Below are 11,950 nucleotides of genomic sequence, written 5' to 3' on the forward strand. Positions count from 1 at the left end.
CAAAGATTTAGTCAATGCAATTATGTGGGGAAACGAAGAAAATTATGATGTGGTAGATGGAAAAGTAGTCAAACCGATGAGCAAAGGGGAATATATTCCACGTTTACCAGCAGGTAATCAATTATTAGGTTATGTAGAAGTGAATCAGGATAATAATTTAAAAGAAATATATCCTAAAGAGTTTGAAGAAACAAAGAGTTCAAAAGCATTAGGATTTCGTTTTTCTGGAAGAGGAGTAGAAAAAGAATTAAAGAAAGTTGCTGGAGTAGGTGAAGAAATAAATTTTGGTGGTGTTGAAAATGTTATAAAAAATATGGAACAAATCATAGACAAATACAAACAGTCAGGTATAGATAAAGTTATTGCAGAATGGAACAGACAGTTTGAGGAATGGGAGAAAGAGAGAAGGTGAGTGTATGAAAAAGAAACTAGGTCTTATTATAAGTGCAGCATTGTTTATTACGATGAGTGCAGCGTGTAAACAGGAAGAAAAAATAAAAGAAAAACCAGAAAATTATTCAGTTGTAACAAATATAAGAATGCAAGTAAAAGAAACAGGAATTTTTTATTTGGATGGGTATAAACAGTTGATGGAATTTTATGATTATGGACTAAAGGAAAGCATACCTGTCTGTGATAAACCGAATTGTAAGCACAATTCATTGAGATGTAATGCTTATATAGAAAATGGATTTCACTCTACTCTTGGAAATTATAGAGGGAAACTTTATTTCTTTAAACCAACAAGTGAAGAATTTTCTTTATATGTAAGTGATACGAATGGAAGTAATCGTAAAGAACTCGCCAAATTAAATAAGGGTGGAAAACATATGGGGTATATGATTAAACCACCTATGTGGTTTATAGAGGATAAAATATATTTAGGGGTAGAATATTCAGAGTTAACAAATATTCCGGAAAAACCAGAGAAATCTATATGGGAGTTTATTTCTATTTCAATAAAAGATGGAGAAATAGAAGTGTTGAAAGGACCAGAAGAAATAGAAGGGAAAGAAACTTATATAGATATTTTATCTTATCAAGATAAACAATTAATTTATTATAAAGGAGAAGAAATATGTTTGTATGATATGAACACAAACCAAACAGCAACAATTCTTACAGATGTGACAAAATCAAGATGGTTTTTAGGCTTGGATAAACAACAGAAAAATATGTATTATTCGGAAGAAAACGAAAAATATTCAGAAGTATATAAGTTAGATTTACAGACGAAAGAAAAAACAAGTATTGTTAAAAAAGAAAAAAATGGAAAAGAACTTGTATGGGATTATAGTGCTGAAAAGTTCTATTATACTTTATATGACAAAGATGGTTCATCTGTAGATGGGGAACTAGGAATATATGATTCTGAACGGAAAGAAGAAAGAAAAATTTCAAAAGAAGAATATATGTATAGGCCACAATATGTAGGAGGAGATTGGTATATTTCTATGACGGAAGAAGGGATTGTTTGCATAAGGAAGAAGGACTATGAGAAGAAAAACTGGGATAAAAGACAGGTTATGGGAAGGTTTTAAAGAGAGGGATGAGTATGGAGTTAGAAATTAAAAATCTTTCTAAGCGATACGGGAAAAAGCAAGCGCTTTGTCAAGTATCCTGCAAATTGAGTGATGGAGTGTACGGACTTTTAGGAGCGAATGGTGCTGGAAAAAGCACATTGATGAATATTATTACGGGAAATATAGAGGCAGATGAAGGAGAAGTGTTTTTAGATGGTAAAAACATTTTAAAACCGGAAAATCAACGAGAATTTCGTGAATATTTAGGATATATGCCACAGTTTCCAATACAATATCGTGGGTTTACTGTGTCAGATTTTCTTTTTTATATGGCAGCATTGCGAGGTATTTCTAAAAACCAAGCGCAAGAAAGAATAGAAGAACTTTTAGAGATGCTTAATTTAATTGAGGCTCGAAATAAAAAAATGACTGCTTTATCAGGAGGAATGAAACAAAGATTGATGTTGGCACAAGCTGTTATTGGCAATCCTAAAGTTTTGATTTTAGATGAGCCTACTGCAGGGCTTGATCCGAAACAGAGAATTGCTGTGCGAAATTTGATTTCAGAAATTGCATTTCAAAAAATTGTATTAATTGCAACTCATGTAGTGACGGATGTGGAGTTTATTTCAAAAGAAATTGTCTTGTTAAAAGAAGGAGAAGTGATAAAAAAGGCAGAGAGAGAAACGTTGACAGCAGATTTAGAAGGGAAAGTATATGAGATAAAAGTTCCTGTTTCACAGTTGAAGAGAGTACAACAATCTTATTTAGTAGGGAATATCATAAAGGAAAGAGAATGGATATATGTAAGAATTGTTTCAGATGTGTTTCCAAAAGAAGAAAATGTGACAATTGTACGTCCCTCACTTGAAGATGTTTATCTTTATTATTTTCGTGAATAGGGGGTGAACATATGTGGAAATATGAATGGAAAAAATTGTTAGGAAATAAAGCGATTTTATGTATGATAATAGCCTGTTTTTTGCTCAATGGTTTTTTCATATTCCGACAAGGAGAACACTATGATGAAGAAAAAAGGTGTTCACCACAGCAAATTCATCGAATTTATAAAGAAATAGACTCTGTAGAAAATAAGTTAGAATGGTTGCAAAAAGAAATAGAAAAAGAAGAGAATACGGTAGATATAGATGACCATTCTAGAAGAAGTACTTTGATATATGTTTTGGAATCCGTAAATGAGAGGGAGAATTATGATGCTTATTTAGAGGGAATTAAATCACAGGCAAGAAGAATAAGCCAATCAGCGTTATTTTCAAATACAGATGCTTTTTCGAAACGAAATGCAGAACAAATTCCGAAAAAGTATGAAAAATTTGAAGGAATGTCATTAGAAATAGCAGATTCACAGGGAATTTTATTGGCAACACAATCGAAAACGACAGATGTATTAATTGTAATTCTGATTGTTTTGCTTTCATATTTCTTTATCAGTATGGAAAGAGAAGAAGGTACACTTGCTTTTGTTAGAAGTACAAAAAACGGTGGACGAAAACTTGGTCTACAGAAGATAGGAGTGATTTTAAGTGGTAGTTTATTGGGGATGCTACTACTTTATGCACAGAATTTTGTTGTTGTTGGAAGTTTATATGGATATGGGAATTTAGGAAGACCTATTCAATCGATAGATGGTTTTATTGGAAGCGTGTGGAAAATAAGTGTAGGTCAATATATTTTTCTATTTTTATGTGGAAAACTTTTTGTTACTTGTGTTTTTGTGGGGGTAATTATTTGGATTTGTTTGAAAGGAAAAAATATTCTTAGGACAAGCGCTGTTTTAGTTTTACTGACAGGTATAGAATGGGGATTTTATACTAAGATTCCATCTAATTCATGGCTCGGTATTTTGAAATGGTGTAATTTATTTTCCTTTATTAGAATTGAAAATTTTTTCCAAACGTATGAAACGGTAAATCTGTTTGGGTATCCAGTGTCATCTGTGTTTATTTGCTCTGTTGTAGGTGGCGTTTTATGTATTGCTTTTTTCACACAAAGTATAATGTGTTATGAAAAAGTGAGTCGGGAAGAGTATGCACAGAAAAGGGAAAAAAGAAAAAGAGAAAAAAGAAAAACAAAAGGGCATGGAATCTTTTTTTATGAATTACGGAAAGTGATGTGGATAAATGGTGCTTGTATAGTGCTATTTCTTTTCTTTTTTGGATATTTTATAAATGTATCCAGTGAAAAAATTTATTTTTCTTCAGATGAATTATATTATAAGTATTATTTAAAAGAACTGGAAGGTCCGATGACTTCAGAAAAAATAAAATTTATTCAAGAGGAAGATAAAAGAATTAAAAAATTGGAAGAAAGCGAGGAATCATTTGAAAAAGAAAGAAAATTACAATGTAAACCTGCATTTGAGCAAGTAAAACTACAAGCAGAACGGATTGGTGAAAAAGGTGTTTTTCTAAATGAAGTCGGTTTTTCGTATTTACTTGATCAAGTTACCTTTATGAAAAGGGTAGGAATGTTGTTGCTAATTATTATTCTAGCATTTTTTCAAACTTTTGTTATGGAACAGATTGCAGGAATGGATACAATATGGAATACGATACCTGATGGACAAAAGAAAATTAAATATCAAAAATGGATTATTTTAATAGTGAGTGTGCTAGTAGTAACTATTTTTGTGGAAGGCATATTTATTATACATGGAATAAAAGAGCAGCAGTTGACAGGACTTGCGGAACAAATAAAGTATCTTTTTGAATTTGAAAAATTTGGTACAATGTCAATACTATTTTATTTGTTTTTGCGTTGGATTTTTGAAATCTTTGCAGGAGTTGGAAGTCTTATTATACTTGCCATTGTTTCACGAAAAGTAAAAAATACGGCAACAGTGATTTTGATTTCTGGAGGTATAGTTGCACTTTTGTATTTGGGAATGCGATTTGTTTTTATATAAATACTTGCAAATAAGTCGAGAAAAGAGATATAATAAGAAAAAAATAAAGGATTCTTCAGGGATATGTGAAATTCATTACCGGCGGTAAAAGTCCGCGAGCCATATAAATGGTTGATTTGGTGTAACTCCAAAACCGACAGTAAAGTCTGGAAGAGAGAAGAAAATCGTTTTGCGTGTAAGCAGAAAACTCCCTGAGTATGTAAACTTTGGGAGTTTTTCTTGTTATACAAGACCAAAGAAGAATTCCTTTTAGAAGAAAGGAAAGAAAAAATGAGTAGAAAAAAAGTAAATGCAAGAACATTAGTAAGTGTAGGAATGCTGTCGGCGGTGGCAATTATTTTAATGCAGTTTGAGATACCACTTCCATTTGCCCCAGCATTTTATCAGATTGATTTTAGTGAAATACCAGTATTGGTAGGAAGTTTTGCTCTAGGTCCGTTAGCCAGCGTAGCTATAGAATTTATTAAGGTGCTACTCAATATGTTAATTAGTGGGACGACGACAGCAGGAGTTGGAGATGTGGCAAACTTTTTGATTGGTTGTAGTTTTAGCGTTCCAGCAGGAATTATTTATCAAAGAATCAGGACAAAGAAAGGTGCTTTTTTAGGAATGTTCATAGGAACAGGCTGCATGACTATACTAGGATGTTTGTTAAATGCATATGTGCTTTTACCAGTTTATGCAAAGGCGTTTGAACTTCCGATAAACAATTTAATTCAAATGGGAACTGAAGTTAATTCGTCCATAACAGGATTAACAAGTTTTATTATTTTGGCTGTTGCACCATTTAATTTGTTAAAAGGTATATTAGTATCTGTGATTGTTTTGTTGATTTATAAAAAGATTAGTCCAATCTTTAAAAACAAGAGATAATTGGAATGAAATATGTTATAATAAAAGACAATAAAATCCAGAAAACATGAGGAGTGATGAAAATGAAATTGATCTTTGCAGTTGTACACGCTGAAGATGCCAAAGGTGCAGCAAAAGAGTTGAATAAGAAAAAATTTGGAGTGACAAAATTGTCAAGTTCCGGTGGTTTCTTACGAAAGGATAATTGCACATTGATGATTGGAACGGAAGATGAGAAAGTACAGGATGTAATGGAAGTTTTAAAAGAAACTTGTGCGAAAAGGGAGGAAATTGAAATTGTAACCCCTTATTTGAGTGAAGGTATGCAAATACCGAATTATGCATATACTCCGATTAAAGTTGAAGCAGGAGGCGCTATTGTCTTTGTTGTTAATGTGGCAGAGTTTTGGAAAATTTAAAAGGGCAAAGTTGTAACGGTTCTATAGGTGTGCTATAATTTTATGGCACATCTATTTTAGTTAAAAAGAAATGGAAGGGAAGAAAAATGACAGTAAAATTTAATGTAAAGATGACAGACAAAATAATGTATGATTTTTTATTGTATCATAACTATACAAGTATGACAGGGCTTGTGGGAACGATTTTAGGTGTTCTTTTATTAGGTGTTGCCGTAATGAAAGGGACGGCAGGAGACATACAGGCGGCAATTTTGTTTTTTGCTATTTCCATATTTGTATTGATGTCAACACCGATGACATTAAAAGCAACAGCAAAAAACCAAGTGAAAAATACGCCAATGTTTCAAGAACCATTAGAATATGAAATTTCTGATGAAGGAATTATGGTTTCACAGAATGAAGAAAGTGCATTAAATGAATGGAAAGAATTTCAGAAAGTTATTTCTACAAGTAAATCACTTATTTTATACATTACTCGTGTACGGGCAATTATTTTGCCAAGAGAATCTATGGGAGACGATTATATGAAAGTGGTTGAAATGATTTCTCAAAACGTACCTGCAAAAAGAGTGAAAATAAGACATACAAAATAGAAAAGGAAGAACAATGATAATAGAAACAAATAATGCAAAAGAAACATTTGAATTAGGTGTACAAATTGGAAAAAAGGCAAAAGCTGGAGACGTCTATACTCTTATTGGAGATTTAGGAGTAGGAAAAACTGTATTTACACAAGGAATGGCAATAGGTTTGGGGATTGATGAACCAATCAGTAGCCCAACATTTACAATTGTACAGGTTTATGATGAAGGGCGATTACCATTTTATCATTTTGATGTATATCGAATAGGAGACGTCGAAGAAATGGAAGAGATAGGATATGAAGATTATGTTTATGGACAAGGTGTGAGTTTGATTGAATGGTCCAATTTAATTGAAGAAATTCTTCCGAAAAAAAGACAAGAAATTCGTATTGAAAAAGATTTAGAAAAAGGATTTGATTATCGAAAAATAACAATTATGGAAAGGGAGTAATAATATGCGTATATTGGCGTTGGATAGTTCAGGACTTGTGGCATCGGTTGCCATTGTAGAGGAGGAGCAAACAGTTGCAGAATATACTGTTAATTATAAGAAAACACACTCACAAACATTGCTTCCTATGTTAGATGAGATTGTAAAAATGACAGATATGGATTTACAAACAGTAGATGCGATAGCTGTTGCAGGAGGACCAGGTTCTTTTACAGGACTTCGAATTGGTTCTGCAACCGCAAAAGGACTTGGATTAGCATTGAATAAACCGCTTATTCACATTCCAACATTAGAAGGAATGGCTTACAATTTAGTAGGAAGTGCATCGATTATATGTCCTATAATGGATGCTAGAAGAAACCAAGTATATACAGGAATATATCGTTTTGTAGATGGGAAATTTAAAATTTTAGAAGATCAAATGGCAATTTCTGTGGAAGAATTGATACAGAAATTAAATGCGATGGATGAGAAGGTTGTTTTTTTAGGTGATGGAGTACCAGTGTATGCGAAACAATTAAAAGAAGGATTGACCATATCATTTGCATTTGCACCAGCGAATATGAATAGACAAAGAGCTTCGTCTGTGGGACTTTTAGGAATAGAATATTTAAAACAAGGTAAAACGGAAACCGCAAGGGAACATGAACCGAATTATTTACGTGTTTCCCAAGCTGAAAGAGAACGCAATGAAAGAGAACAAGCAAAGGAATCTAAAGGAATATGATGATTTTGCAAAATATGGAAGAGCAAGACAGTGAACAAATAGCACAATTGGAAAAAGAAATATTTAAAGATGCATGGACACAAATAGGGATTGAAGAAACATGGAGAGAGCCTCATTCTTTTATTGTTGTGGCAAAAGAAGCAGAAGAAGTAATTGGGTATAGTATTGTATATTGTGTACTTGATGAAGCAGAAATTGCGAAAATTGCGGTAAAAGAAACAAAAAGACATAACGGCGTAGGTAGTAGATTGATTAGAGAAATAGAGGCTAAATGTATTCAAAAACATATAACAAGAATATTACTCGAAGTACGTGAAAGTAATGTGTTAGCAAGAAAATTTTATACGAAAGAGAAGTTTGTGGAGGACGGAATCCGAAAAAATTTTTATGAAAATCCAATGGAAAATGCAGTTTTAATGAGTAAAATAATTGGTCTGTAAGGAGAGAAAAACTTGCAGATATGGGAACACTTCCCACTGGGATTGGGACATACAATGAGCTATAATGAATGCGTAGATGAACATTACAGAACGGGTATTCATAGGAGGAATTGTATGAAACAATATGAAACAAAAGAAATTTTAAAAGTAAAAAAAGTAGTTTGTAATAAATGTGGAAAAGAAATTGTTGTAGAAAATGGAAGGCTTTTAGAAGATATGCTTCAGATTGAAAAGAGATGGGGATATCCTTCAGAAAAAGATAATGAAGTTCATTCGTTTGATTTGTGTGAACAATGTTATGATGAATGGATTGCAACTTTTCTTATTCCGATAGAAAAATAATGAGGAGAAGAGAATGTTAGATGTATGTTTGTTAGGAAGTGGGGGAATGATGCCACTTCCTTATCGTTGGCTGACTTCACTTATGACAAGATTTAACGGAAGTAGCTTGTTAATAGATTGCGGTGAAGGTACACAAATAGCAATTAAAGAAAAAGGATGGAGTTTTAAACCTATTGATGTTATTTGTTTTACCCATTATCACGGTGATCATATAAGTGGATTGCCAGGGCTTTTGTTAACAATGGGAAATGCAGATAGGAAAGAACCGCTTACATTAATTGGGCCAAAAGGCTTAGAAAGAGTTGTAACTGCGCTTCGAGTAATTGCACCTGAGTTGCCTTTCCCGATTCGTTATGTAGAAATTGAAGGAGCAGAACAAACTTTTGAATTGAATGGATATCGTTTGACTGCATTTCGTGTAAACCATAATGTGCTTTGCTATGGATATACGCTAGAAATAGATCGTGCTGGAAAATTTGATGTAGAACGTGCTATAGAACAGAAAATACCGAAACAACATTGGAGATTTTTACAACGTGGAGAAACGATTCAAGAAGGGGAAAAAATATATACGCCTGATATGGTATTAGGAGAGCAGAGAAAAGGAATTAAATTAACATATACAACAGATACAAGACCAACAGAATCGATTAAACTACATGCAGCAAAATCGGATTTATTTATTTGCGAGGGAATGTATGGAGAGAAGGAAAAAGCAGAAAAGGCAGTAGAATATAAGCATATGACTTTTACAGAAGCAGGAAAACTTGCAAAAGAAGCGGATGTAAAAGAAATGTGGCTTACGCACTACAGCCCATCTTTGACGAAACCCGAAGAATTTATGGAAGATGTGAGAAATATTTTTCCAAATGCTAAAGCGGGAAAAGATTGCATGTCTGTCACACTAGAATTTGCAGAAGAATAGAGGAGAAATTATGAGTGAAGAAAAAGATATTTTAATACTGGCTATAGAAAGTTCGTGTGATGAAACAGCGGCAGCAGTTGTAAAAAATGGGAGAGAAGTGTTGTCAAATGTGATTTCATCTCAAATAGAACTTCATAAATTATATGGAGGAGTTGTTCCTGAGATTGCATCAAGAAAACATATTGAGAAAATTAACCAGGTTATTGAGGAAGCGTTAGAGGAAGCTAATGTTACTTTAGAGGATATAGACGCAATAGGTGTTACATATGGACCAGGACTTGTTGGTGCGCTTTTGGTTGGAGTTGCTGAAGCAAAAGCAATTGCATATGCAACTGGTAAGCCTTTAATTGGTGTACATCATATAGAGGGGCATATTTCAGCAAACTTCATTGAAAATAAGGAGTTGGAACCACCGTTTATTTGTCTTGTAGTTTCAGGTGGACACACACATTTGGTGTGCGTAAAAGATTACGGTGAATATGAAATTATTGGACGAACAAGAGATGATGCAGCAGGAGAAGCGTTTGATAAAGTTGCTCGTGCGATTGGTTTGGGATATCCAGGTGGACCTAAAATTGATAAATTATCAAAAGAGGGAAATCCAAATGCAATCGTCTTTCCAAAGGCGCATATTACAGATGCACCATATGATTTTAGTTTCAGTGGAGTAAAATCTTCAGTGTTAAATTATATTAACGGCTGTCAGATGAAAGGAGAGACATTCTGTCAAGCGGACATTGCTGCGTCCTTCCAAAAAGCGGTAACAGATGTGCTTGTGGAAAATGCAATGAGAGCAGTTGAAGAATATGGTATGAAAAAGTTGGCTATAGCTGGTGGAGTGGCATCAAATAGTTCACTTCGCTGTGCAATGAAAGAGGCATGTACTCAAAATAAAGTCGATTTTTATTATCCATCACCTATTTTTTGTACAGATAATGCAGCTATGATAGGTGTGGCGGCATACTATGAATATCAAAAAGGAACACGTCACGGATGGGATTTAAATGCTGTGCCAAATTTAAAATTGGGAGAAAGATAAAATGGATCAAAAACGTTGTACGGCAATTGTTTTGTCGGCAGGTCAAGGGACACGTATGGGAATGAACATACAAAAGCAATATATACAACTTGATGGAAAAGAAATTATTTGTCATACATTAGAAACATTTCAAAAGTCAGAGATTATCGATGAAATTATACTTGTTGTTGGTATAGGGCAGGAAGAATATTGCTGCAAAGAAATTGTAGAAAAGCATCAATTTACAAAAGTAACAAAAATCATAGAAGGTGGAGCAGAAAGATACCAGTCTGTTTATAATGGATTGAAAGAAGTTACTCATCAAGGATATGTGTTCATTCATGATGGAGCAAGACCTTTTATCACAGAGGAAATAATCGAGAGGGCATATGTGGCTGTATGTAAGTATGGAGCATGTGCAATTGGTATGCCTGTGAAAGATACAGTAAAAATTGCCGATCAAGAAAAGTTTATTGAGGAAACACCTAATCGTAGTTTGGTTTGGCAAGTACAAACTCCGCAAGTATTTCAAACAGATATAGTAAAGGAAGCGTATGAAAAAATGATACAATCTAATGATGCACAGGTGACAGATGATGCAATGGTTGTAGAAACAATGCTACATAAAAAAATAAAATTGGTAGAAGGAAGTTATGAAAATATCAAAATAACTACACCGGAAGATTTGGATATAGCAAAAGTATTTTTAAAGAGGAAACATGATGGATAGAGAAGAGCATAAGATAGCACCTATATTTAATAAAGAATCGGAAATATTAATACTAGGGAGTTTCCCTTCTGTAAAATCAAGAGAAGGGAACTTCTTCTATCATCATCCACAAAATCGGTTTTGGAAAGTGATTTCTACTGTGAATGGATGTGAACTTCCGTGTACAATAGAAGAAAAGAAAAGGATGCTTTTAGAAAATCATATTGCCATATGGGATGTGATTGCAAGTTGTGACATAGAAGGATCCAGTGATAGTAGTATAAAAAATGTTATTCCCAATGATTTGAATATGATTTTAAGGCAATGTCAAATAAAACAGATTTATACTAATGGGGGTACAGCAAGTCGGATGTATCGAAAATATTGTCAAAATCAAACCGGCTTAGAAGATATAAAATTACCATCTACAAGTCCGGCAAATGCGGCGTATTCCCTAGAACGTTTGGTTGAAAAATGGAATATAATAAAAAAATAAAAAAAATTCAAAAAAGGTGTTGACAATTAAATATACTATGTGCTAGAATACATCTTGTCGCTGAGGTAAACAAGCGAAACACAAATAAATAAGTTATGCAGAGGTATCGAAGTGGTCATAACGAGGCGGTCTTGAAAACCGTTTGTCCGAGAGGGCGCGTGGGTTCGAATCCCACCCTCTGCGTTAAAAACTATCAAAAGATTGATAGTTTTTTTGCTGAAAAGGATGATTCGGAAAAGAACCGGATTAACCGAAGAAAGTTTGCGAGGAAAAGACTGAACCATTTATGGAGAAAGGAAATCCGGAATCTGCTTCTTTTGAATTTGAGAATTAAAAATAAATTTCAAAAAAGTATTGACAGATGCGAACGAGATATGATAATATAACAAAGCACTCGAGAGACGAGCCAATAAGTCAAAAACAAATTTCAAAAAAATGAAAAAAGTTGTTGACAAAGAGAAAAAGATATGATATTCTAATATGGCTGTCGCAAGAGAGCGAACAAGAAACAGAACATTGATAATTAAACAATAGACAA

General features: G+C 33.5%; 15 protein-coding genes, 1 tRNA gene and 1 riboswitch. All 16 genes read left to right on the forward strand.

All coding sequences use genetic code 11. The annotated features are described in order from the left end of the window. On the forward strand, positions 1-412 hold a 412-nt coding region (locus ACY2U7_RS03395), incomplete at its 5' end, for a DUF3502 domain-containing protein (protein ID WP_461815858.1). A 4-nt stretch (positions 413-416) separates the two neighbouring features. Continuing rightward, the gene (locus ACY2U7_RS03400; protein ID WP_461815859.1) at positions 417-1,541 is read left to right on the forward strand and encodes a hypothetical protein; all 1,125 of its coding nucleotides are present in this window, start codon (positions 417-419) and stop codon (positions 1,539-1,541) included. A 14-nt stretch (positions 1,542-1,555) separates the two neighbouring features. Then, positions 1,556-2,425 (forward strand): ATP-binding cassette domain-containing protein, encoded by an 870-nt coding sequence (locus ACY2U7_RS03405; protein WP_461815860.1) that lies wholly within the window; start codon positions 1,556-1,558, stop codon positions 2,423-2,425. An 11-nt stretch (positions 2,426-2,436) separates the two neighbouring features. Then, positions 2,437-4,449, forward strand: coding sequence for a hypothetical protein (locus ACY2U7_RS03410; RefSeq protein ID WP_461815861.1), 2,013 nt, complete (start codon positions 2,437-2,439; stop codon positions 4,447-4,449). A gap of 47 nt (positions 4,450-4,496) precedes the next feature. Further along, a riboswitch (FMN riboswitch) is annotated at positions 4,497-4,615 on the forward strand. A 104-nt stretch (positions 4,616-4,719) separates the two neighbouring features. Further along, complete coding sequence (locus ACY2U7_RS03415) at positions 4,720-5,322, forward strand: ECF transporter S component (protein ID WP_461812714.1); 603 nt, start codon at positions 4,720-4,722, stop codon at positions 5,320-5,322. A 62-nt stretch (positions 5,323-5,384) separates the two neighbouring features. Next, positions 5,385-5,720 carry a cyclic-di-AMP receptor gene (locus tag ACY2U7_RS03420; RefSeq protein ID WP_461810550.1) on the forward strand — a complete coding sequence of 112 codons (336 nt, stop codon included), beginning with the start codon at positions 5,385-5,387 and terminating at the stop codon, positions 5,718-5,720. A gap of 86 nt (positions 5,721-5,806) precedes the next feature. Further along, complete coding sequence (locus ACY2U7_RS03425) at positions 5,807-6,313, forward strand: YcxB family protein (RefSeq protein WP_461812715.1); 507 nt, start codon at positions 5,807-5,809, stop codon at positions 6,311-6,313. A 13-nt stretch (positions 6,314-6,326) separates the two neighbouring features. Further along, on the forward strand, positions 6,327-6,755 hold the full coding sequence (gene tsaE / locus ACY2U7_RS03430; protein ID WP_461812716.1) for a tRNA (adenosine(37)-N6)-threonylcarbamoyltransferase complex ATPase subunit type 1 TsaE: 429 nt from the start codon (positions 6,327-6,329) through the stop codon (positions 6,753-6,755). A 4-nt stretch (positions 6,756-6,759) separates the two neighbouring features. Beyond that, positions 6,760-7,482: a tRNA (adenosine(37)-N6)-threonylcarbamoyltransferase complex dimerization subunit type 1 TsaB gene (gene tsaB / locus ACY2U7_RS03435; protein ID WP_461812717.1), complete on the forward strand. Its 723-nt coding sequence runs from the start codon at positions 6,760-6,762 to the stop codon at positions 7,480-7,482. Further along, positions 7,479-7,922 carry a ribosomal protein S18-alanine N-acetyltransferase gene (rimI, locus tag ACY2U7_RS03440; RefSeq protein WP_461812718.1) on the forward strand — a complete coding sequence of 148 codons (444 nt, stop codon included), beginning with the start codon at positions 7,479-7,481 and terminating at the stop codon, positions 7,920-7,922. The genes tsaB and rimI overlap by 4 nt, the downstream gene beginning before the upstream one ends. Before the next feature lie 114 nt (positions 7,923-8,036). Then, positions 8,037-8,264, forward strand: a complete 228-nt coding sequence (locus tag ACY2U7_RS03445) for a hypothetical protein (protein WP_461810555.1) — start codon at positions 8,037-8,039, stop codon at positions 8,262-8,264. A 13-nt stretch (positions 8,265-8,277) separates the two neighbouring features. After that, a complete protein-coding gene (locus tag ACY2U7_RS03450; protein WP_461812719.1) occupies positions 8,278-9,189 on the forward strand; it encodes a ribonuclease Z in 912 nt (303 codons plus the stop codon). 10 nt (positions 9,190-9,199) lie between these two features. Beyond that, positions 9,200-10,228, forward strand: a complete 1,029-nt coding sequence (gene tsaD, locus ACY2U7_RS03455) for a tRNA (adenosine(37)-N6)-threonylcarbamoyltransferase complex transferase subunit TsaD (RefSeq protein ID WP_461812720.1) — start codon at positions 9,200-9,202, stop codon at positions 10,226-10,228. A 1-nt stretch (position 10,229) separates the two neighbouring features. Then, positions 10,230-10,937, forward strand: a complete 708-nt coding sequence (gene ispD / locus ACY2U7_RS03460; protein WP_461815862.1) for a 2-C-methyl-D-erythritol 4-phosphate cytidylyltransferase — start codon at positions 10,230-10,232, stop codon at positions 10,935-10,937. Then, the gene (locus tag ACY2U7_RS03465; RefSeq protein ID WP_461812722.1) at positions 10,930-11,412 is read left to right on the forward strand and encodes a DNA-deoxyinosine glycosylase; all 483 of its coding nucleotides are present in this window, start codon (positions 10,930-10,932) and stop codon (positions 11,410-11,412) included. Before ispD ends, ACY2U7_RS03465 begins: the two co-directional genes overlap by 8 nt. A 97-nt stretch (positions 11,413-11,509) precedes the next feature. Continuing rightward, a tRNA-Ser gene (locus ACY2U7_RS03470) sits at positions 11,510-11,595 on the forward strand. Positions 11,596-11,950 lie beyond the last annotated feature (355 nt).

It is taken from the genome of Faecalimonas sp., assembly GCA_029264305.1.
In the GTDB taxonomy this organism is placed as follows: Bacteria; Bacillota; Clostridia; order Lachnospirales; family Lachnospiraceae; genus Faecalimonas.